Raw genomic sequence first — 21,560 nt, 5'->3', positions numbered from 1 at the left:
GGTGGCGTTAGCCGCCCTTTTTTGCTGTCTACGAGCGACGCAGGTTCAGATCCAGCGGGTTGTGTGGCGGCAGTAGCGCTCGAATTCGAAGCCGAACCGCGACAAGAGGTGACGCTCTTCGTTGCGAATGGCAAAGAGCGTCGTCAGCATCACGGCTGCAACGGCCATGATGAAAAACCAGGGATTGAGGGTCGCAAGGCCGAAACCGATCATCATCAGCGTATAGCCGAGATAGATCGGATTGCGGGTAAAGCGGAACGGCCCGTAGGTGACAAGGCAAGTTGCCGATCGATAGGGCAGAATGGTCGTGTGCCGATCGAGCAATGTCTTGACGGCCCAAAGGTCGAGCCAGATCGCGACGATAATCAGGATGCCGCCGCTGATCCAAGGAACCCAGCCATGCCCGTGTGCGACCGGAATGGGGGAATGTCGCGCCAGGAGAAGCGCCGCGATCGTGGCCACCCCGTAAAGCAGGGCAGGCCATGGGAAGTTCAGCGGCTTGGCACGATAGGCATTCATGTCCTAATCCCCTGATTGCACGTTCATTGTGCACTGTCGCGCGATTCGCGCAATGCGTTCATCCGTGCTGACGTTGATCTCTCCCCTGTTCAGGCTGTCGAACAGGTTTTGGTCCACCAGAAGGTCAAGCGTACAGCCGCAGAAAGCCTCGCACGGCACGGCGGGATTCCCCTGGTTGCAGGCGGCCACGCAATTGCTGCGATAGGCTTGCTTGGGGTCCGGCAATGTCGGCGGTGAGATCAGCGAGAAGAGATAGACCAGTCCGATGAGCACGGGCTGGTGAATGAGGTATATGGCCAGACTGTGACGGCTGCCGAAGAGCAGCGGCTTCATCCACAGCTTGCCTTTGCCGTCCTTAGGCGGCCGCGTGAGCGCCGCTGCAAGTCGCGTGTGGAAGAGCTTTGCCGTGCCGAGGCCGAGGAGGAACGGTCCGAGCCACGGCAGCAGCGGCACATAGTCGTTGGATCGCGGCAGCGTCTCGGACAGTCCGACCCACCAGAGCCAGGGCGCATCGAAGATCGGCGCGCGCAGATAGAACGGTGCCGCAATGGCGGCCGCAGCTGCGGCGAAGGAAACCAGCGCCGGAAGCCTGAGGAAGATGAGGCCGATCAGGCTTGCGGCGGCCATCGCGTGAAGGATGCCGAAAAAGATGAATGTGTCCGGGAAGGCGAAGTAGGTCGCAATGCTGATCAGCGCCGCAGCACCGGCGATCTTGGCGAACCGGCGCAGGAAGCCGCCGAGCCGGAGCTTCGGCCATTGTCCAAGGACGAGGCTGTAGCCGGCGAGAAAGAGAAAGCTGCTGGCGATCAGCCGCGCGAAGATCTTCCAGCCACCGGTCCCGGCCGTACCCGCTGCCACGTAGCCGAAGAACTCGAGGTCCCAGACAAAGTGATAGAGCGCCATCGCCAGGAGGGCCACGCCGCGCGCCACATCGATAAAGACGAGCCGTCCTCGCGATGGTGGGGGCGGGGTCGCTGTTGCCGGAGAGGTCACGTTGAGTTCGGACATGGGCATTCGCCATCCTGTTGGCGTGAGGAAGACTGACAGGCCTGGCTTGCGCCAGGCGCGCTTCGTTCGTTGATCGTTTTGATGATTGGGCGCGGCCTGTGTGCGTCGAGCGCATCAGCCGCGCGGCTCGTCAGGGTGCTGCGTCCTGCATCAGCGCCGCGCGCGCCTCCGAGAAGAACTGCCGGCGGGTGAGCACGAAGATGACGAAGACGGTGAGCGCGACGAAGACATAGGGGCTGATGAACCAGCCGAGATAGCCGATCGACAGGAAGATCGCCCTGAGGCCGGCGTTGAAATGCTTGGCGGCAAGCACATTCATCCGCACCGCCCGTTCGGCGGCTCTTTCTGCCGCCAGCCGGTCGCGCTGCATGTCGGCGGTCATCGGAATGCCGCCCATCAGGATCGAGCAATAGTTGAACAGGCGATAGGACCAGCCGAACTTGAAGAAGGAATAGCCGAAGAGGCAGGTGAGGCCGCCGACCTTCAGCTCGAACGCGGTTCGCCCGCCGTGGAAGACATAGGGCATGTCGGCGAAAATCATCTGTGCCTGTTCGGTCGCACCGAGCAACGCAAAGCAGCCACCGAGCGCAAAGATCGTCGTCGAGGCAAAGAATGCGGTGCCGGCCTGCAGACCCGCGATGATCTGCGTGTCGATCATTTTCAGGTCGCGGTTGAGCGAATTGCGGATCCAGCGGCCGCGGTGCTCGTTCATAAGGCGCGTGAGACTCACACGCTTGAAGCCGCGCGTACCGTCCGTCGCCCAGCTGAAACCGGCCCAAAGCAGGACAAACACGGCGAGCGCTATGTGATCTTCGAAGGTCATACACGTGTTTTTGGCATGGCTTTTGGAAAATGCAAGCTGGCCGCGATGGCGGCGGAATCGACGATGCGTCAACTACTGTGATGAAATTGCGGCGGAATTTCTCTTCGCCTCTACCCGCCGATTGCGGGGTTTTCACCAGGATCCTGTGTGGGGACGCCAGGGCCTGACACCTTTCCGCCACATTCCCCCATTGCGCATTTACGCTTTCTTCAATATGCATTGCCTCCAGACGCGGGCGCCCACTGTGCAGCCCGCGGCCGTTGAGAGTATTTCGGAGACATCATGGACAATACAATTCAGAAGTCTTGCTGGGGCGTGACTGCTCGCGCCGTAGCTGGTTTCGCTGGCGTTCTTGTTCTTGCTTATCTTTTCGGCGGCATTTGATTTTTCAAAAAGTCACTGATTGGCAGCGCGGCTTCCCAAGAGCCGCGCTGTTTTGATTCCGGGATGGCGTTCCTGATCTGAAAAGAATGTCGCACGAACGGGATCGAATGTCGGTGGACCGCCGGAGCGCCTGCTATGGGATCGCTTAGGCTTCGTTCCTATATCTGCTTGCGGATTTCCTTAGATCGGAGCCGATCTGAGGGTAAAATCAACAGGCAAGTATGAGGATATCGCGCCGGTTCGCATGGACTTCGAAGCGTGATATCGAGGCAATCGTAAATACGGTGCTCAAGTAATCCCTTGGGCTTCGTGGTCAGTCTCCGGGGCAGGCAGCTTATGTTTCTTTCCGTCTTCGACGTGTTCAAGATTGGTATCGGGCCTTCGAGCTCGCATACGATGGGGCCGATGTCGGCCGCCAACCGTTTCCTCGATCTCGTCCTTTCCGACGACTGGCCACGCCCGTCTCACGCGACGGTCGCGGCGATCAAGGTCAGCCTGCATGGTTCGCTTGCCCATACCGGGATTGGTCACGGCACGGGCAGGGCGGTGATCCTCGGGCTTGTCGGCGAGCGTCCGGATATCGTCGATCCCGATCAGATGGACGCCTTGATTGACGCGGTCGAGCGGAGCGGTCGCATCACGCCCCCGGGGCATCCGTCTTACGAATTCCAGCCGAAAACGGACCTGATCTTCGACAAGAAGGTGCCGCTACCCGGCCATGCCAACGGCATGTCGTTCTCCGCCTTCGATCGCGACGGGCGGCTGCTGTTGAAGCGTATCTACTATTCGATCGGTGGCGGTTTCGTCGTGACCGATACCGAGCTTGAGGCGATGCGCGCATCGAAGAACAAGTCCGTCGGCGTGAAGGTGCCTTTCCCGTTCTCGTCGGCCCAGGAAATGCTGGATATGGCGGCCCGCTCCGGGCTGACGATCGCGCAGATGAAGCGCGCAAACGAAGAGGCGACCATGTCGCCGGACGAGCTGAATGCCGGGCTCGACCGCATCTGGGGCGCGATGAGCAACTGTATCGACCGCGGCCTCAGCCAGGAAGGCATCATGCCGGGCGGGCTGAAGGTTCGCCGGCGCGCGCGTTCGATCCACGACAAGCTGCAGGAGGAATGGCGCTCCAACAAGGCCAATCCGCTGCTCGCCAACGACTGGCTGAGCGTCTACGCCATGGCCGTCAACGAAGAGAATGCTGCCGGCGGCCGCGTGGTCACGTCGCCGACCAATGGTGCTGCAGGCGTGGTCCCGGCGACCATTCGCTACTACATGCACTTCCATGACGACGCCGACCAGGAGGGCATTCGCGACTATCTGCTGACGGCCGCCGCCATCGGTGGCATCATCAAGCACAACGCCTCGATCTCCGGTGCCGAAGTCGGCTGTCAGGGCGAGGTCGGCTCTGCGTCGGCGATGGCTGCGGCCGGCCTGGCCGCCGTTATGGGTGGCTCGCCCGAGCAGATCGAGAATGCTGCGGAGATTGCGCTTGAGCATCACCTCGGCATGACCTGCGATCCGGTCGCCGGCCTGGTGCAGGTGCCCTGTATCGAACGCAATGCGCTCGGCGCCGTCAAGGCGGTCACGGCGGCGTCACTGGCACTGAAGGGCGACGGCAAGCACTTCGTGCCGCTCGATGCCTGCATCGAGACGATGCGCCAGACCGGCGTCGACATGAACGAGAAATACAAGGAAACCTCAACCGGCGGCCTCGCGGTCAACGTCGTTGAATGTTGAGCCTCACCGGGATTTGTGGATGAACAGCGTCTCTCCGCTTGACCGCAGCGGGCAGACGGGTGTTCAAAAACAGCTATGTCACTTCATCTCATAAAACTCTGCGTCGGAGCGGAATCGGTCGAGGACCTGCGCGAATGGGTTTCGCGCAAGGCGATGGCGGCCATGGCGGCCGGGCTCGAACCCCACTCGTTTCACACGACGCGCATGGTGCCGAAGCGCGTCGAAGAGCTTCTCGCGGGCGGTTCACTCTACTGGGTGATCAAAGGGACCGTTCAGGCGCGTCAGCCGCTGATCGGTATCGAGACCTTTACGGACGGCGAGGGCATCGGCAGATGCAATCTGCTGCTTGGTCCGGAAGTGATCGAAACGGAGCTGCAGCCGCGCCGTGCGTTTCAGGGGTGGCGCTATCTCAACACCACGGACGCTCCACGCGACCTGGCGTCGCTGTCCGGTGGCGGTGCCGAGATGCCGCTTGAGTTGCGTCGCGAACTGGCCGAACTCGGCCTTCTCTAGTTTTCAACAGAGATCACCTGACCGCCCAACGACAAGCCTCGTTGCGATGCTGGCGCATGCGCGTCGTTGCGACGGCAGCGCCGCAAAGCAAAAAGGCGGCACGGGGCCGCCTTTGGAAATCGTGAGGTATCAAGTGATCCGCATCTTCAGCGGATGGCGCCGACCCGGTGCCGTTACGTGAAGATGAATGCCGGCCCGCGGCTGGGTCGAGCGCCAGGCGCGAGCGCCGTGGGTCAACAGCATGCCGACCAGATCACGGGTCTTCGCCTTCGATCGGTTCAGCCCGAGGTCGGCGATGCGCATCGCCGCCTCGTGCAGGGGGTGCAGGTTGATACGCGACGGCTTGCCGCGCCTTCCCGGCAGCGGGGTAACCCCCGGAACGTTCTCGTTCATTGCCATGATTAACCTCGTTACGCTGTACAAATCCGAGGAAGGCGACCGGAAAACAAACACATCCGGGCGCCAAATTGTCTGCTCCTTACTGCTGGCTGGCCCAGCAGGAGATACCTTTCTTCTTCAATGCCTTGCAGGCGTTGACCGCTGAATTCTGGTCGTCGAAGCCGGCGAAGCGGGCGCGGTAGACCTGGCCGAAGGCGACCGTGAACGGCTTTGCGTTGCGAAGCGCCTTGCCGCCCTTGTCCTTGGCATCGCCAAGAAGGGTCATGGCCTGATCCTTGTCCGGCGTCGCGCCGATCTGGATCACCCAACCCTGCGGCTGCGCCGGCATGGGTTCAGCCATTGCGACTTCGGCCGGCTCAGCCTTTGCCACCGCGTCAGCCTTTTTCGGGACGGAGTTGGTGATCTGGCTATCGACCATGCCGGCCTCGACAGGCTTACGCAGCTTCAGGCTCTGGGCGTCGAGCGTATTGGGAACGATTTTCGCCGACAGCACAGGGTTGTCGGAGGCGCGCTTGTTGCCGGCATAGGCCATCTGCACGCTGCTCGCGCTTTCGCCGTTGTAGCGGAAATCCGGAACCGGGCCGGTGTTGGGCAGGTCGTGGGTGGCGGCTGTCGCCGCAACGACCGACGTTTCCGCGACGGGAGCCGCGGCCGCGACCTGGGTTTCCTCGACCGGAACAGGGGTCGGCTTCGTTTCGGCAATCAGGTTGCCGTCGCCACGGCGCGAGGCCGACGGCATATACTTTGCGACCAGCCGGCGCATCTGAGCGTCGCGGCTGGCGCCCGACGTTCCGCCCATCACGACTGCGACAATGCTCCGGCCTTCGAGTTGAGCCGACGTGACCAGGTTGAAGCCCGAAGCGCGGGTGTAGCCGGTCTTGATGCCATCGACGCCACGGACATTGCCGAGCAGGCGGTTGTGGTTGCCGATCGTCTGCTTGCCGAAGCGGAAGCTGCGGGTGGAGAAGTAGTCGTAATACTGCGGAAAATGCTGACGCAACGCGAGGCCTAGGCGAGCCTGATCGCGGGCGGTCGTGCGCTGTTCGGGATTGGGCAGGCCGTTCGCGTTGCGATAGGTCGTGCGCGTCATGCCGAGTGCGCGCGCCTTGTTCGTCATCATCCGGGCGAACCGCGGCTCGGAGCCGCCGAGATATTCACCAAGCGCCGTCGAGGCGTCGTTGGCCGAGCGGGTGACCAGCGAGAGAATGGCCTGCTCGACGGTGATCGACTGGCCGGCGCGCACGCCGAGCTTGGATGGCGGTTCGGCCGAAGCATTCTTCGAGAAGGGAATGGCCGTGGACTTGGTGATCCGACCGGCCTCGAGCGCCTCAAAGGTCAGATACAGGGTCATCATCTTGGTCAGAGACGCAGGATAGCGCAGCTCGTCGGCATCCTCGCCATACAGAATCTTGCCAGTCTTGGCATCGACGACGATGCCCGAATATTTCGGATTGGCGTAGTTCGAGGCTGCGAAGGCCGGCACTGCAAAGGCAGCCGAAGCAATGGCGCCTGCAAGGACCACCCGTCCTACCATCTTTGAAAGAGCACCGAACGGGCGCTTCGCGAGATCAAAAAAACCGGATTGGGACACTACGCTACTCTTTATTCTCATGTCATGGGGTTGTCCGGACGCCGCCTCCGGGAACGACCGTTCTCGAGACAGTATCGGCATAGCGTTACCAATCGGTTTATGATGAATGATTGGTTTCCGGAAAAGCACGCATTCGGACAAAGACGATCCCGGTGTAGCGCAATGGTGCGGCGGCGCTCGCTGGACCATATGAGTTGGACAAAATCAGGGCACGAGGCGGCTTTTGATAAAGGCTGCCATGGCATCGTCGATCTTTTGCCATTGCGGCAGCAGGTTACTGGAGAAGCGATAGAGCACGGCGAGATCCGTGCCCGTGTGGAAATCGCGTTGACAATCGGCGCTCGTTGCGTGGGTTTGGGCGTCCGGTTTCAGGCAGCGCACCACATAGGACGGCTGGCCGCCTCGTTCTGCCGTGTAGAAGGTCTCGCCCGCATAGCTGGAGGTTGCTTTCGTCGCGTGCTGCGCCAAGCCGCTGGGGCCGGGGGTCGGTGCTCCGTCGAAAACCTGGGTGTAGATAGGTCCTAGCCGCCCGGACATGTCGCGCGACATGGTGCTCTGGGAGATCTGAAGGAAGATCAGGTTCTCAGGCGTGTCGACATCGTTGAAGAGTTTGCGGTTTTCGCCGCTGTAGCCTTCAAGCGCGGGCCAGGTCAGATAGAGGTCGACGCGCTCAACTATAGAGGTGGCGCGCTGCGCCTCGAAGCGGATCATGTTGGCCGGCAGCCGCAAATGGTCCTGCCCGATGAAGATATCGAAAACTTCGGAGCTCGCCGTGTGGCCGGCAAGCGCGAGATTTTCGCCGTACCAGCGGCCGGCAAGTGCGATCGCCCCCGCCAATCCGGCCAAGAGGACAACGAGCGCGGTCACCCGGTAAATGAAGCGCGGAGACAGAAGCGGTCGCAGCTCCGGTTCGTCTATGCCGTTTGAAGGGTTGCTCATCGTTGGGCCGTTCCGTCGCATTGGTCGAGCCCGAATTCATGTGGTTCGTAAACGTGGCTCGCCGGTAGATCGAGGTGTGGCATGCGCCGCTTGTCCGACGCTGGTCGAGGATGGTTAATTTTCTGTGAATATCGCCCTTGGGGTGAACCGTAGGCACTCACGAAAAAAACGGCCGGTTCCGAGGGACACGGAACCGGCCGAAGCTCGGTCTGGACGGGGATAGTGACTGACCGGAGCATTTTGGTGGCGGGTCGCCTTGATCGGCGGGCCGCCTGACTTTGTCGACTTACTGCGTCCGAACGCTACCGACGGCGACGGTGCGGCCATCCTGAAGCTTGACCCAGCGTCCGGAATGCTCGGTCGACTGACGCTTGAGGTAGGTGTATTCGGTGTCCGACCACAGCAGCACCTTGTTGCGCATGTTGTCGAGGATGAAGTCGCCACGGTCGGTGCGTACGGTCAGAACGGCGTGGCCGTCGCCGTTCGGCTGCAGCACGACGGTGATCAGGAGGTCGGAGGCGGAGAAGCCGCTTTCGATCAGCTTGCGACGCTTCAAAAGAACGTAGTCTTCGCAATCGCCGACCGTGTCGGGATAGGACCACTTTTCTTCGACGCCGTGAATTTCCATGTCGGTCATCGGCGTGATCGCCTGGTTGACGTCGTAGTTGATCTCGAGAATTTTTTGCCAGCCTTCACGCGTCAGCACCATCGGGCCGCGATCTCGGCCATTGGAGGTGCACTCCGACGCGTAGATCTTGCAGAACTCGTAGTGGCCGATCGGCGGGTTGGTGGAGCCCGTGACGACCATGTTGGCCGGAAGCGCCTGGGCCGACTGCATCAGTCCGGCGGTGAAAAGGACCGCAACCGCGATCATCTTGGTGATTGTCTTGAGCATGATTGTCTCCCCGTTGTGGTGTGACAATCGCACAGACAATTTTATCGCCCGCGAATTAGCGAACTAAAAAAAAGTACAAATGAAACTCGTATAAGAATCAAATAAGAATAGATTTTTATTTGTATTTAAATCGAATTTGAATCAAATTTTATCGATTTCCGCGCCGCGAAGTTTGTTGCTCACGTTTTGTTAAGGACGTAAGTGATTGGATTTGAATGATATGGCGACGGTTTGTGTTGTTGTTGCCGAAGTGGGCGTTGGCGAAACAGCCGTCTTTGCAGCGTTTTGACCCGGTCGCCCTTGGCGTTTTTGCCGGATTTCGACTTCAGATATTGGGTGCGGCGTTGAAATTGCTCAAAAAAATATTTTACGCCGCCGGAGCAGCGTCCGATGCCCGCAGGCAAGATGTCTCGATATGACGCAACCGCAGTGACGGTCGCTTGGTCGGGCAACGTATTTTGCAGTTGATGCTGGTCGTCCCGATGTGCGTTTCACCCGTCGACGCCGGCATCGCCAAAATTGGCTGGTCCGTGCGCGGGGAATCCGTTTTGCCGTGGCGCCGTCGATGCGGTACGGCCGCCTGAGGCGGCAAGGCTCTGTGGCCGGGGCAGCCGGCAGGGCCGCCCACTGTCAGTGTTCAGACCGGCGTCAGTGTTCAGATTTGTGCGTTGGTGGCGGGCTGGCGTAAGCGCCGGCGCCTTCAGAGAAACTCGGTCAGTGCCTCACGGGACTGGATGCCCGAGAACTCGATGGCGCAACCTTCCTGGAAGTGGCGGACGATCCGCCCCTTCATGTTGCCGAGCAGGACCGCCGTGCCGAGCGGTGGCCGGTTCTCGATGTCGACCGCGGCACCGGAGAGCGAAAGGTCGATGATGCGGCACGGGAACTTTTCGCCGGTGTCGAGCGTCAGCTCGGTCGTTGTCTTGCGTGGTGCAAGGCGGTCATGACGCCTGTCTTCGGGCAGGCCGAGTTCATGCTTGTTGGCGATCCAGGTGAGCTGTGCCGCCAGTTTCTCGCGTTTGCGTTCTGTGGCGTTGAGCTGGATGACGAAAGCGCCCTCGCCAATGCGCGACACCGTGCCCTCGAGCCGCCCGACGTGATCGACATAGGCGATGATGCGTTCGCCCGCGCGCGGGCGGGCGGGCGACGAAAGCAGCACGTCACCGGGTGACATGTCGACGGCGGTGCATTCGAACTCGTCGTAGTTGGCAAGCATCAGGCGGCCCGTAAGATTCACCGAAACGCGCTGGAACGCACCTTCGTGGTGCGGTTTCGGGGCCGTATTCTGTGCGTGCTGGAACGAGAACATGATGACTCTGGATCGACATAGCTTGGCGGGCGAAGCTTAGCCTCTTCAAGTTAATAGATGGTTCGTCCTCCGGTTGGTGCAAGGGGCGATTGCGGGACAGCGCAGGCGATCAGTTCCCGCGCCCGCCTTCCAGGATGCGAAGATGCCGGACGCGGCGGAACTCGGCTAAAGGTCCGCTGTCGACGCGGCTTTTCGCGTGGTTTGCAGGCTGGGTTTGAACCTGCTCGTCGTGGAAGACGGCAGTCCGGTCCGGATCGAGGATTTTCATGCCGGTGGCGTCAAGATGCTCCACCGAAGTCGCGTGCAACCAGTACGGGCGGGACAATGGCGAAATCGCTCCAAGAACCCGGTCGCTCGCGCCTTCGCTGGAGGCAAGCGGCAGCAACAGCGTTTCGACATCGACTTCGCGTTGATCGGCGGTGCGTCCCTTTGCCGACAGCATGACAGGCACCCGGTGCGTCATGACGAGGCTGGTGATGCGTTGCGCCTTGGCGGCCTGGCTTCCGAGCCAGAGCATGCCGAACTGACGCTCGCGCAGTTCTTGCCCGAAGAGGGCGCAAACGTGCGTTCCGGCCAGGCGAAACGAGATGCCGGCATTGCGGTTGCGCTCCAGGATGAACAGGTTCGGCAGCAGCGTGCGGATATCCGACGGCTCGAGTTCGTCGCGGCGGGGCAGCTCACGCTTGCCGCGAATGGTGTTCCAGTATCGGAAAAGCTCCGTCGTCGTCGTGCTGCGCATCGTGTGTTCATTCCATTTCTGCGGCCGGCCTGTCCCGGTTCGATACATCGTCGGCCGTGAGGGGCGGCCCTGACGTCCATGGAGCGAAAACCGTGCCACCGCGAAATTAAGGTTAACAAAGGGTTTCTGTTGCAGTGCGGCGTTGTGGCTGGCAGGGAAGAGCATCACTTCACGAAGCATTGTCTTCGGCACTTGAACTGGAGCTCGGATCTGAGCTTGGCGACCGTTCAGTTTTTGCTGGACGGTCTTTTTTTGTTTGCTTATGGCTGGTCGCCCCAGTCTGGTCCCAATCTGGCGATGCGATGTCTTGCAGGGATCGGGTGGGTGCATCGATGGAAGAGAGCAGCGACTATGGAACGAGACCAGACGGCCACGCCACCGGAAGCGGAGCGCGAAGCCGCCAGCAGCCCGGCGCGTGAACCCGCCTTCAATCTGCCGGCGGGCTTGACCGTCATCCTGCTGTTTCTCGTCGCGGTCCACGTCCTGCGGACCTACGTCCTGTCGCCCGCCATGGATCAGGAGCTCATCTTCAACTTTGCGTTCCTGCCGGCGCGCTACGACCATCCCCTGGCCGAGCAGGGCCTCGCCTGGCTCTGGAGCCCGGTTACCTATTCGTTCCTGCATGGAAGCTGGGAGCATCTGATCTTCAACATCTTCTGGATGGTAGCCTTCGGTGCGCCTGTGGTGCGGCGGATCGGCATGGGCCGGCTGGCGGTGTTCTGGTGTCTGTCTGCGGCGGCCGCCGTTGCGCTCCACACGGCATTTCATTGGGGAGAGATGATCGTGGTCGTCGGCGCATCCGGCGTGGTGTCCGGTTTCATGGGCGCGGCCGCGCGCTTCGTCTTTTCGCCGAGCGGGCGCATCAGCCGTCAGTTTGCCCATCTCAATCGGCGGCTGACCGTCGGCGAGGCCCTGGCAAACCGCTCGGTCGTGGTCTTTGCCGGAATATGGTTCCTCACCAATTTCCTGATCGGCCTCGGCATGTTTATCCCCGGCGGAGCTGGCAGCGTTGCCTGGGAAGCGCATATCGGCGGTTTCCTCTTCGGCTTTCTGCTCTTCGGCCTCTTCGACACGCGCGACTGACGGCGCGAAAGATCGGCGGACGACGCTTGTGAGCGCTTGATTTCCCTCAGACGCTGGCGCACCATTTGTTACGGTCGCCATGTGTCGAAAGACAAGCGACCCGTGTAGGCCGGGTATCGAAAACCGTCCGCGTCTGAGGAGCACGCGCAAGGTTATCGGAAGCGGCCAGGGTACAGGTTCCATCGCCCGACCGTACCGCACGAGAGGAGGCTGGAACTGTCCCTGCCGACCCGGTGTTGTCGCAACGGGAGATGTGCGCATGTCAGTAAAAGCCATACTCGATGAAAAGGGCCGGAACGTCGTAACGGTCGGCCCTCAGATGACAGTCCAGCAGGCTGCCATCCTCTTGCGTGACAATCATATCGGTGCGGTCGTCATCCTTGACGCGGACGATCAGATCGCAGGCATCCTCACCGAGCGCGACATCGTCGCGGCGATTGCCAAGCAGGGAGCGACCTGTCTCGAAAGGCCGGTTGCAGCCGTCATGTGGCAGAACGTCTATTGCTGCTCGGAGGACATGTCGGTCCAGACCCTGATGGAAATGATGAGCAAGCTCAGGGCGCGTCACTTGCCGGTCGAAAAGAATGGCCAACTCGCCGGGATCGTCTCGATTGGTGACGTGATCAAGCATCACATCCGCGCCATCGAACACGAGACCGAACAGATCAAGGCCTATATCGCCGGCTGATAGCAAAGGGCGGCGCCACGCCGCCCGCTTATCGCTTGCGGCCGCAGGCGGCTCCCAGCTTATGCGCGGGGGCAGGTCCGCATATGTGAGGGTTTAATCGCTTTGTCGCCGGAGCAGCCTCCGGCAGGTTGGCCGAAAGCGTAGGGCAGGGTCTCGTGGTTCTTCGGTTCGGCCCCGACGACCGATCAACGAACGAGTGCGTCCTGCATCCGGCGGATCTCCAAAAGCCTGGCCTTTGCCTCGAGATAACCGCGATCGATCGCTTCGCCAGCGCGATGAAATTCCGAAAGACCGATGTCGTTCAGTCTGGGGTGGAGGGCGAGATCCGGCGGATCTCCGGCAAGGCGGGCCCGGGAAATGCGATCCTGGATGATGTTGAAGGCCTGAACCATCACGCTGGTCATTCCGAGCCGCGAATGGTGCGGCGGCTCCTTGGTCTGCGCATCCAGAGATTCCGCGCCGGCGCTGTGTTTGACGACAGCGGAGCGACCGTAGAGATCGTAGTTGAGGTTGACGGCGACGACGAGCTGCTGCTCGTGCGCACGGCAGACGGAGACAGGAACCGGATTGACGAGGGCGCCATCGATGAGGGTGCGGCCGTTCGCCTTGATCGGCTCGAAGATACCCGGCAGAGCGTAGGACGCGCGGATTGCGGTGATCAGCGATCCCTTTTCCAGCCACACCTCGTGGCCGCTGTGCACTTCGGTCGCGACCGCGATGAACGGCCTGTCGAGGCTTTCAATGCTGAGCCCCTCCAGATGCTCCTGCATGCGTTTGGTCAGCCTCAGCCCGCCGAAGAGGCCGCCGCCGCCAATCGCGAAATCGAGAAGGCCTGCGATCCGGCGCACGGTGAGCGAACGGGCAAAGGTTTCGAGTTCGTCGAGCTTTCCGGCGAGATAGCAGCCGCCGACCAGCGCACCGATCGAGGTTCCCGCAATCATGCCGACTTCGATGCCCTCCTCGTCGAGGGCGCGCAGTACGCCGATATGGGCCCACCCACGGGCAGCGCCGCCACCGAGGGCGATCGCGATCTTTGGTCTTTGCGGAGGCGTCGCCGGTTCTGGCGGTGTTGTCGAAATCGAGGTTCCGTCCGGTCCGGACAGATCTGCAATCTGGTTGCTACGCGTAAAAGTCCAATTCAACATCCGGCACCTCCAACACCGCCGAATACTCCGCAACGCGACACGTCGATGAGAATGCGCGAGGGTCGCTTTGGCAATTCACCATTGAATTAACTGACTCAAGAATCGGACACGACCCTGGAGGTACGCAAATTCTCTGCGCGCGTCTTGAGGAGGTTCCGCCAAGCCGGCGCTGGTGCCGGCCTTGTCCCATTCATTGCTGAAAGACTGGCACCGTTCTCTAGGTATATCACCGATCCCGCCGCCGATTGCGGCATGACCGATAAACATTGGATACAGTTTGCAATACGTCTTGGAACGAAATCGTTCCAACCTTGCACCGGCATCCTTGCTTAAGGATTAGGCGCCCGGTTGGTTTCCAAAGAATGAATATAGCATGTGCCCGCACCGAAAAGATGCGCAATGCTTAATTTTTATCGTAGACCTCGGCGGGGTCGAAATGCCTGTGATCGTCGGTAATCGTCACCACCGCCCTGCCGTCGTCGGCGCCGACCGTCCGATAGAAACAGGAACGGCGTCCGGTGTGGCAGGTGGCATCGTGGCCGGCAACGGAAACCTTCAGCCACACGGCATCCTGGTCGCAATCGGTGCGGATTTCCTTGACCGTCTGCAGGTTGCCCGAGCTTTCGCCCTTCTTCCACAGGCTCTTGCGCGAGCGGCTGTAATAGTGCGCCACGCCGGTCTCGATCGTCAGCGCCAGCGCCTCGGCATTCATGTGCGCAACCATCAACAGTTCGCCGTCCTTCACATCGGTGACGACGGCGGTGATCAGCCCGTTTTGGTCAAAGCGCGGGGTAAAGGCCGGACCGTTCTCCAGTTCGGCCTTGTTGGAGGAGGGAGCGTCGAAGGTGAGCGTCATGGAAAGGCTCCGTCTGTCGGAGCCTTACTTGAAGCCCCTGAGCATGGTCATGAAGCGAGCCTGTTCGGCCGGCTCCGTCTGGAACGTACCCGTAAATGTGGTGGTGAGCGTTGTCGAGCCTTGCTTCTGCACGCCGCGCATCGCCATGCACATATGCTCCGCCTCGATCATGACCGCGACGCCGCGCGGCGCGAGCGACTCGTCGATCGCTCTCGCGATCTGTGCGGTCATCGATTCCTGCGTCTGCAGCCGGCGACCGTAGATGTCGACGACGCGCGCGATCTTCGAAAGGCCAAGCACGCGGCCGTTCGGCAGGTAGGCGACATGCGCCTTGCCGATGATCGGAACCATGTGGTGTTCGCAATGCGAATAGAACGGGATGTCCTTGACGAGCACCATGTCGTCGTAGCCGGCAACCTCTTCAAAGGTCCGGCCGAGCACGTCTTCAGCGACAAGCTCGTAACCGCTGAAAAGCTCGCGATAGGACTTGACCACGCGCGCCGGCGTGTCCTTCAGCCCTTCGCGCTCCGGGTCTTCGCCGGCCCAGCGCAAAAGCACGCGCACGGCTTCTTCCGCTTCCTTCTGGGTCGGGCGGCCGCTCGCATCGTCGAGCACGGGAAAATTCTTCACTATGGCATCCATAATGGCCTCTTTTAGCAATACGGGATTGCTTGACGTTTTATCTTTCGGACAACTCGCCACTGGCCATTCGCCTAACCCTGCAGGCTTGGGTTCCGTTGGCGGGCTCCGGGGCTTTCCGGTCCTGGCTTAGCAGTGCACTGGACCTTCCGGCACGGTTTCCCAAACAACAGGCGACATTGTTCCTCTTGCGGAACTGTCGCCCCAACACGACATAGCATATAGTATGGTGCCACAGAGATGAAAGAGGCGGAGCGTGTTGCGTCGTGCTTTTTTCCTGCCTACCGGAGAAAATCATGCGTCGATCACTCAAAACCGCGAAAAATCAGCCGGATCGCGTCAAATGATGGATGACATCTACAACAGCCGTATTCTCGAATTCGCAGGCAACATTCCGCGCATCGGCACGCTTGCCGAAGCGGATGCGGAGGCGACGGCGCATTCGAAGCTCTGCGGTTCCAAGGTGCACATCTGGCTGACAATGGACGGCGACGTGGTCACGGATTTTGCCCATGACGTGAAGGCCTGCGCGCTCGGCCAGGCGTCGTCCTCCATCATGGCGCGCCAGGTCGTGGGGGCCAGTGCCCAGGAAATCCGCAAGGCGCGCGAAGACATGCTGGCGATGCTGAAGGCGGACGGCGAGGGGCCTTCGGGGCGCTTCGAGGACATGCGCTTTTTGCGCCCGGTGAAGGACTACAAAGCCCGTCATGCTTCGACAATGCTGACGTTTGACGCCGTGGTCGATGCGATCGAACAGATCGAGGCGAAGCGGCTGCTTACGGTCGTCTGAGATGTGCGGCGAACCGAATTGCCGGCACGCAATAAGCGATGAAGCACGCCCGGCGATCCGTGGACGGAACTGGTCCGGCCCATTCCGCAAGACGCCCGGGCGTTTGATCGGTATGGCCTTTATCCGAGCCTATCAGTTGACGCTTTCGAGCTTCATCGGCAATGCGTGCCGTCACCTGCCGACCTGCTCGGAATACGGCTACGAGGCCATCGCCCGCCACGGCTTTTGGGCGGGGGGCTGGATGACGCTCTTTCGCGTCGCGAGATGCGGGCCGGGCGGAACCCATGGTTTCGATCCGGTGCCGGAGCAGCTTGAACCTCGCCTGACGTGGTATGCGCCGTGGCGCTATTGGCGGCCGCGGTCGAAAGCTGGATGACTGCCATGCCCATGCCGATGGAGTACCGCGAGGCTTCGGTCGATTTCGACCGCTTCATGCTCGACGCGCGCGACACCGCCGGGCTGCAGACGACGAACCAGGCCTATACGATGGTGCAGGCGGTGTTGCAGACCTTCCGGCGCAGGTTGGGCATCGAGGACGCCATTCTGTTCGCCGATGTCTTGCCGCCGGTGCTAAGGGCCATCTTCGTTGCAGAGTGGGATCTCGAAGAGCCGACGGTCCCGTTTGCCGGCCGCATCGCCATGACCCGCGAGGTGCAGGTGCTGCGCCCGGACCACAATATCTCTCCGGACAGTGCCATTGCAGACGTGGCTGCCGCCTTGCGTCGCAACGTCGACGAGGCGAAACTCGACCGGGTGCTTGCCCGGCTGCCCGCCGGTGCCGCGGACTTCTGGCGCGCCTGATCGGGAGAAGAGATGAACAGTTACGTCGCCTTGCTCTACAGCATCGTCCTAGGCGCCGGGCGCCGGGTCGTCATGGCGGATCTCAGGCAGATGGCGGAAGAACTCGGTTACTGTTCGCCGCGAACGCTGGTTGCGACTGGCAATCTGGTGTTCGAGGCCGGACAAACGTCCGTTCGAGATCTCGAAACGCCGCTCGAGCAGGCCTTCTCCCGGACATTCGGCCGGCACGTCGACATTATTGTCCGGTCCGGTGGCTGTTGGCAGAAGCTTGCGGCGTCCAATCCGTTCCGCGACGAGGGCGAACAGGACGCAACGCAAGTGCACGTCCGGGTGATGCGTGATCCGTTGACGGAAACTGCGCTTTCCGGCCTTCAGCGCTACTGCATCGCCGGCGAGCGCCTGGCGATCGTCGATGGCGATCTCTGGGTGCATTTTCCCGGAAAGGCCAGCGAATCAAAGCTGTTGGGGGCGATGACGACGAAGCGGCTCGGCGTCGGCACCTTCCGCAACTGGAACACCGTCAAGGGCGTGGCGGGCATGTTGCAGGGCTAGTTCCGGCGCTGCCTTCACCTTTACTCGCTTTCGAAAACCCTTTATCAGGCCAGCTTCACTTCATCGGCCGTTTCCGGCCAACCCATACCACCCGCATTCGTTGGCGGGACTGGATAGGAGATCACTATGTCGAATCCCGTTTCCCTTACATTCCCTGATGGCTCCGTCCGCGAATACGCTCCCGGCACGACCGGTCGCGATGTCGCCGAGTCGATTTCGAAGTCGCTCGCCAAGAAGGCCGTTGCCATCGCGCTCGATGGCGAGCTGCGTGATCTGTCCGATACGATCGCCGACGGCCGCATCGAAATCGTCACCCGTGACGACAAGCGTTCGCTCGAGCTGATCCGCCACGATGCGGCACACGTGATGGCGGAAGCCGTGCAGGAATTGTGGCCGGGCACCCAGGTGACCATCGGTCCGGTGATCGACAACGGCTTCTATTACGACTTTGCCAAGAACGAGCCCTTCACGCCCGACGACCTGCCGCTCATTGAAAAGCGGATGAAGGAGATCATCGCACGCAACAAGCCGTTCACCCGGGAAGTCTGGTCGCGCGACAAGGCCCGCCAGGTCTTTGCCGACAAGGGCGAGACCTACAAGGTCGAACTCGTCGACGCGATACCCGAGGGACAGGATCTCAAGATTTACTACCAGGGCGATTGGTTCGACCTTTGCCGCGGCCCGCATATGGCCTCCACCGGCCAGATCGGTACCGCCTTCAAGCTGATGAAGGTGGCCGGCGCCTACTGGCGCGGCGACAGCAACAACGCGATGCTGACCCGCATCTACGGCACCGCCTGGCACACCCAGGAAGAGCTCGACCAGTACCTGCACGTTCTGGCCGAAGCCGAAAAGCGTGACCATCGCCGCCTCGGCCGTGAAATGGACCTGTTCCATTTCCAGGAAGAGGGCCCCGGCGTCGTCTTCTGGCACGGCAAGGGCTGGCGCATGTTCCAGACGCTGGTCGCCTACATGCGCCGGCGCCTCGCCAACACCTACCAGGAAGTCAACGCGCCGCAGGTGCTCGACAAGTCGCTCTGGGAAACCTCGGGCCACTGGGGCTGGTACCGCGACAACATGTTCAAGGTGACGGTTGCCGGTGACGAGACCGACGACGAGCGCGTCTTCGCGCTGAAGCCGATGAACTGCCCGGGTCATATCCAGATCTTCAAGCACGGCCTGAAGTCCTATCGCGAACTTCCGGTTCGCCTGGCCGAGTTCGGCAACGTCCATCGTTACGAACCGTCTGGCGCGTTGCACGGCCTGATGCGCGTGCGCGGCTTTACCCAGGACGACGCACACGTCTTCTGCACCGACGAGCAGATGGCGGCCGAATGCCTGCGCATCAACGATCTCATCCTCTCGGTCTACGAGGATTTCGGCTTCAAGGAAGTGGTGGTCAAGCTTTCCACCCGTCCGGACAAGCGCGTCGGTTCGGACGAACTTTGGGATCGTGCCGAAAGCGTGATGACCGACGTTTTGAAGACGATCGAGGAACAGTCCGAGGGCCGCATCAAGACCGGCATCCTGCCGGGCGAGGGCGCTTTCTACGGTCCGAAGTTCGAGTACACGCTGAAGGACGCGATCGGTCGCGAATGGCAGTGCGGCACGACGCAGGTCGACTTCAACCTGCCGGAACGTTTCGGTGCCTTCTACATCGACAAGGAATCTGAAAAGCGCCAGCCGGTCATGATCCATCGCGCCATCTGCGGCTCGATGGAGCGCTTCCTCGGCATCCTGATTGAAAACTTCGCCGGCCACATGCCGCTCTGGGTCTCGCCGCTGCAGGTCGTGGTCGCGACGATCACATCTGAAGCCGACGACTACGGCCGCGAGGTTGCCGAACTCCTGCGTGACGCCGGCCTCACCGTCGAGACCGACTTCCGCAACGAAAAGATCAACTACAAGGTCCGTGAGCACTCGGTGACCAAGGTTCCGGTCATCGTCGTCTGTGGCAAGCGCGAAGCCGAGGAGCGTTCGGTCAACATCCGTCGTCTGGGCTCGCAGGCTCAGACCGCGATGACGCTCGACGAGGCGATCGCCTCGCTTGCCCTGGAAGCCATGGCGCCGGATCTCAAGCGCAAGCTGGAAAAGAAAGCTCGGGGTTAATACCCCGGGCACTTGCTTTGTCAGCAAACTGTCATATTAGCGGAATATCCGGATAGAATTGTATCCATCGGAGATGTCCGTGCAGTTCAAAGAGCTGTCCTACGCCAATGCAAACGACCGGCGCCTGAAGCGCTGGTTCATCCGCTCCATGGAAGGCCTGTCGGGCCGCAACCGCTATGCCAAGCTTTATACGCGCTGGCGGTCCGACATCGTCGGCAAGAGTGACCGCGTCTTTGGCGAGATGCTGCAGCTGATCGATGTGAAGTTGCGCACGCAGGGTGAGTGGCCGCCACGGCACCTGCCTGACACGCCGATCGTCATCATCGCCAACCACCCCTTCGGGATCGGCGATGGCATCGCCGTTCTGGCACTCGCCGAACAGCTCGGCCGCCCGTTCCGTGTCCTCATCAACAACGAACTGCTGAAGGTGCCGGAAATGGCGCCTTATTCCTTGCCGGTATCGTTCGAGGAAACCAAAGAAGCGCTCGCGGTCAACATGGCGACGCGCCACGAAGCGCTGCGGCTGTTGAAGGAAGGCGTAACGATCATCATCTTTCCGGCCGGCGGCGTCGCGACTGCGCCCAAGGGGTTCGGTCGCGCCGAGGACCTGCCCTGGAAGATTTTCCCGGCGAAGCTGATCCAGTCGGCGCGCGCGAGCGTGATCCCGATCTACTTCGAGGGACAGAATGGGCCCTTCTTCCATCTGGCGAGCAAGATTTCGTTGACGCTCAGGCTGTCGCTGCTGATCCGGGAGTTCCGCCGTCTGTCGGGGACGACGATCGCCGCACGAATCGGCCATGTCCTGACGCCGGAGGATCTCGGCGCTTGCGGCGATCGCAAGGATTTGCTGGCCCGCATTTATGATGCGGTTTTTTCCATGGCCCCGCCGCGCCGCCGGTTCTTGCGACGCGCGAGCTGACGATGCGTCAGTCGGCTGCCGTAACTGTAGCGCCGCCGCTAGTCGGCCGCATCGGAAATGGCACCGGCGCTGGCACTGGGCTCGTTGCCACCGCTGCTGAGCAGCACTTCCACATCCGTGTTGACGCCGGCTTTCACCGTGAAGTCCCGTTCGTAGATCTTGTCCTCGTAGCGCGCCACGGCAGAGTAGCTGCCTTCAAGCAGGATCAGCGTTGGGAAGGCGCCGTTTGCTTCGCTCACCGTATCGCCGGCAGAGGTCAGGATCGTCCAGGCGGTGTTGGCGATCGCTTCGCCGCCCGGCTCCGAGACCAGCTTGAGGGTAAGCTTGGCGGCGCGGTGCTGCATGGTCGCTTCCGTCAGCTTGCCGGCTTCCACCTGAATGTCTGCGGCGGTCGAGGCGTTGGTGGCGCCACCGTAGCTCGAGGTCACGTGATAGGTTCCGGCGCCGAGCCGGATCACCGTGTTCGGCTTTACGTCCGAGATGATCAGCGCCCGTTCACCGTCGCTCTTGGTGTCGGCGGAATAGACGGAGAAGCTGAGGTCTGCCGGCGGGATGCGCACGTCGCTGCCCGACACGGCGTTGAGTTTTATGCCGCCGGCATCAAGCACCAGCACCTGCTTGTCGAGCGTGCCTTGCTCGGGCACGCGGATCTTGCGCGTGGCGGAGGCGCGGCCGAAGGATACGTTGACGAAATAGTCGCCGGGCACGAGATTGAAGGCGGTCGATCCGCCTTCTGATGTCGCCAGCAGCGGCAGTTTTCCGTCACTTCCAGGGATCGGGCTGAAGACGCGCCAGGTCAGGCCGGCCTCGACAGGGCCGCCCTTTTCGGCGAGCAGCGCCTCAAGCTTGATGTCCTTGAGGGTGCCATCGGCGACCGGGTCTGATGTCATCGGGCTGAAACCCGTCAGCTTCGGCATCTTCCGCGGGCCGGCGATCGAGGGAAAGCTCTCGAAGGCCTGGGTTGCATCTTCGGCGAAAACGCTTCCCGTAGCGGTTCCGGCGATAAGCATCGCAAGGCCGGTACTGAGGAAAATACGAGAGCAACGACGCATGAGAACAGTTGACTTCCTGACTGAGTGACTCCACTTGGGACGTCGATATGGCATTTTCGTGGCTGCCGAT

24 protein-coding genes are annotated in these 21,560 nt (G+C 61.3%); 11 read left to right on the top strand and 13 right to left on the bottom strand.

Features of this window, described 5'->3' with window-relative positions; all coding sequences use genetic code 11:
- Positions 1-45 precede the first annotated feature (45 nt).
- From VGO04_RS09990 to VGO04_RS09980, 3 genes are all read right to left on the bottom strand, one after another.
- Entirely contained in the window at positions 46-519 is a 474-nt protein-coding gene (locus VGO04_RS09990; protein ID WP_327495793.1) for an isoprenylcysteine carboxylmethyltransferase family protein, read from the bottom strand.
- A gap of 3 nt (positions 520-522) precedes the next feature.
- Positions 523-1,527: a DUF1624 domain-containing protein gene (locus tag VGO04_RS09985; RefSeq protein ID WP_327495792.1), complete on the bottom strand. Its 1,005-nt coding sequence runs from the start codon at positions 1,525-1,527 to the stop codon at positions 523-525.
- 130 nt (positions 1,528-1,657) lie between these two features.
- Entirely contained in the window at positions 1,658-2,350 is a 693-nt protein-coding gene (locus VGO04_RS09980) for a DUF599 domain-containing protein (protein ID WP_327495791.1), read from the bottom strand.
- A gap of 720 nt (positions 2,351-3,070) precedes the next feature.
- Between VGO04_RS09980 and VGO04_RS09975 the strand changes: the two genes are divergently transcribed.
- Together VGO04_RS09975 and VGO04_RS09970 are read left to right on the top strand one after the other, a co-directional pair.
- On the top strand, positions 3,071-4,471 hold the full coding sequence (locus tag VGO04_RS09975; protein ID WP_327495790.1) for an L-serine ammonia-lyase: 1,401 nt from the start codon (positions 3,071-3,073) through the stop codon (positions 4,469-4,471).
- A 75-nt stretch (positions 4,472-4,546) separates the two neighbouring features.
- On the top strand, positions 4,547-4,984 hold the full coding sequence (locus tag VGO04_RS09970) for a DUF1489 family protein (protein ID WP_327495789.1): 438 nt from the start codon (positions 4,547-4,549) through the stop codon (positions 4,982-4,984).
- A 129-nt stretch (positions 4,985-5,113) separates the two neighbouring features.
- Here VGO04_RS09970 and VGO04_RS09965 read toward each other — a convergent pair whose 3' ends face one another.
- The 4 genes from VGO04_RS09965 to VGO04_RS09950 form a co-directional block, all read right to left on the bottom strand.
- Positions 5,114-5,383 (bottom strand): hypothetical protein, encoded by a 270-nt coding sequence (locus tag VGO04_RS09965; RefSeq protein ID WP_327495788.1) that lies wholly within the window; start codon positions 5,381-5,383, stop codon positions 5,114-5,116.
- Between the two features lie 79 nt (positions 5,384-5,462).
- A complete protein-coding gene (locus VGO04_RS09960; protein ID WP_327495787.1) occupies positions 5,463-6,995 on the bottom strand; it encodes a D-alanyl-D-alanine carboxypeptidase in 1,533 nt (510 codons plus the stop codon).
- 183 nt (positions 6,996-7,178) lie between these two features.
- Complete coding sequence (locus VGO04_RS09955) at positions 7,179-7,913, bottom strand: hypothetical protein (RefSeq protein WP_327495786.1); 735 nt, start codon at positions 7,911-7,913, stop codon at positions 7,179-7,181.
- Positions 7,914-8,199: 286 nt separating this feature from the next.
- Entirely contained in the window at positions 8,200-8,808 is a 609-nt protein-coding gene (locus VGO04_RS09950) for a transglutaminase-like cysteine peptidase (protein WP_327495785.1), read from the bottom strand.
- A 257-nt stretch (positions 8,809-9,065) separates the two neighbouring features.
- Between VGO04_RS09950 and VGO04_RS09945 the strand changes: the two genes are divergently transcribed.
- Positions 9,066-9,227 (top strand): hypothetical protein, encoded by a 162-nt coding sequence (locus VGO04_RS09945; protein WP_327495784.1) that lies wholly within the window; start codon positions 9,066-9,068, stop codon positions 9,225-9,227.
- A gap of 281 nt (positions 9,228-9,508) precedes the next feature.
- On the opposite strand, the gene VGO04_RS09940 is transcribed toward VGO04_RS09945, so the two are convergent.
- Positions 9,509-10,117 carry a PilZ domain-containing protein gene (locus tag VGO04_RS09940; protein WP_327495783.1) on the bottom strand — a complete coding sequence of 203 codons (609 nt, stop codon included), beginning with the start codon at positions 10,115-10,117 and terminating at the stop codon, positions 9,509-9,511.
- A 109-nt stretch (positions 10,118-10,226) separates the two neighbouring features.
- Complete coding sequence (locus tag VGO04_RS09935; protein ID WP_327495782.1) at positions 10,227-11,186, bottom strand: PAS domain-containing protein; 960 nt, start codon at positions 11,184-11,186, stop codon at positions 10,227-10,229.
- 21 nt (positions 11,187-11,207) lie between these two features.
- On the opposite strand from VGO04_RS09935, the gene VGO04_RS09930 reads away from it, so the two are divergent.
- Both VGO04_RS09930 and VGO04_RS09925 read left to right on the top strand, forming a co-directional pair.
- Positions 11,208-11,939, top strand: a complete 732-nt coding sequence (locus VGO04_RS09930) for a rhomboid family intramembrane serine protease (protein ID WP_327495781.1) — start codon at positions 11,208-11,210, stop codon at positions 11,937-11,939.
- A gap of 259 nt (positions 11,940-12,198) precedes the next feature.
- Positions 12,199-12,627 (top strand): CBS domain-containing protein, encoded by a 429-nt coding sequence (locus VGO04_RS09925; RefSeq protein WP_327495780.1) that lies wholly within the window; start codon positions 12,199-12,201, stop codon positions 12,625-12,627.
- 185 nt (positions 12,628-12,812) lie between these two features.
- Here the strand turns inward: VGO04_RS09925 and VGO04_RS09920 are convergent, their stop codons facing one another.
- The 3 genes from VGO04_RS09920 to folE all read right to left on the bottom strand — a co-directional run bounded on the left by VGO04_RS09920 (position 12,813) and on the right by folE (position 15,270).
- The gene (locus VGO04_RS09920) at positions 12,813-13,772 is read right to left on the bottom strand and encodes a patatin-like phospholipase family protein (RefSeq protein ID WP_327495779.1); all 960 of its coding nucleotides are present in this window, start codon (positions 13,770-13,772) and stop codon (positions 12,813-12,815) included.
- Positions 13,773-14,175: 403 nt separating this feature from the next.
- Positions 14,176-14,628, bottom strand: coding sequence for a phosphoribosyl-AMP cyclohydrolase (gene hisI, locus VGO04_RS09915; protein WP_327495778.1), 453 nt, complete (start codon positions 14,626-14,628; stop codon positions 14,176-14,178).
- A gap of 24 nt (positions 14,629-14,652) precedes the next feature.
- Entirely contained in the window at positions 14,653-15,270 is a 618-nt protein-coding gene (gene folE / locus VGO04_RS09910; protein WP_327495777.1) for a GTP cyclohydrolase I FolE, read from the bottom strand.
- Between the two features lie 340 nt (positions 15,271-15,610).
- Here folE and VGO04_RS09905 point away from each other — a divergent pair, with 340 nt between their 5' ends.
- The 6 genes from VGO04_RS09905 (at position 15,611) to VGO04_RS09880 (ending at position 20,438) form a co-directional block, all read left to right on the top strand.
- Positions 15,611-16,057: an iron-sulfur cluster assembly scaffold protein gene (locus VGO04_RS09905; RefSeq protein WP_327495776.1), complete on the top strand. Its 447-nt coding sequence runs from the start codon at positions 15,611-15,613 to the stop codon at positions 16,055-16,057.
- 1 nt (position 16,058) lies between these two features.
- The gene (yidD, locus tag VGO04_RS09900) at positions 16,059-16,433 is read left to right on the top strand and encodes a membrane protein insertion efficiency factor YidD (RefSeq protein WP_327495775.1); all 375 of its coding nucleotides are present in this window, start codon (positions 16,059-16,061) and stop codon (positions 16,431-16,433) included.
- Positions 16,430-16,858 carry a DUF2267 domain-containing protein gene (locus VGO04_RS09895; RefSeq protein WP_327495774.1) on the top strand — a complete coding sequence of 143 codons (429 nt, stop codon included), beginning with the start codon at positions 16,430-16,432 and terminating at the stop codon, positions 16,856-16,858. The genes yidD and VGO04_RS09895 overlap by 4 nt, the downstream gene beginning before the upstream one ends.
- Positions 16,859-16,870: 12 nt before the next feature.
- On the top strand, positions 16,871-17,410 hold the full coding sequence (locus tag VGO04_RS09890) for a DUF1697 domain-containing protein (RefSeq protein ID WP_327495773.1): 540 nt from the start codon (positions 16,871-16,873) through the stop codon (positions 17,408-17,410).
- Between the two features lie 126 nt (positions 17,411-17,536).
- Positions 17,537-19,519: a threonine--tRNA ligase gene (gene thrS, locus VGO04_RS09885; RefSeq protein ID WP_327495772.1), complete on the top strand. Its 1,983-nt coding sequence runs from the start codon at positions 17,537-17,539 to the stop codon at positions 19,517-19,519.
- Positions 19,520-19,598: 79 nt separating this feature from the next.
- A complete protein-coding gene (locus VGO04_RS09880) occupies positions 19,599-20,438 on the top strand; it encodes a lysophospholipid acyltransferase family protein (RefSeq protein ID WP_327495771.1) in 840 nt (279 codons plus the stop codon).
- Positions 20,439-20,476: 38 nt separating this feature from the next.
- Here the strand turns inward: VGO04_RS09880 and VGO04_RS09875 are convergent, their stop codons facing one another.
- Positions 20,477-21,490 carry a hypothetical protein gene (locus VGO04_RS09875; RefSeq protein WP_327495770.1) on the bottom strand — a complete coding sequence of 338 codons (1,014 nt, stop codon included), beginning with the start codon at positions 21,488-21,490 and terminating at the stop codon, positions 20,477-20,479.
- Positions 21,491-21,560 lie beyond the last annotated feature (70 nt).

The sequence above is a fragment of the Ensifer sp. genome, from assembly GCF_035999185.1.
Classification (GTDB): domain Bacteria; phylum Pseudomonadota; class Alphaproteobacteria; order Rhizobiales; family Rhizobiaceae; genus Ensifer.
This window is presented reverse-complemented; position numbering and strand designations above follow the sequence as displayed.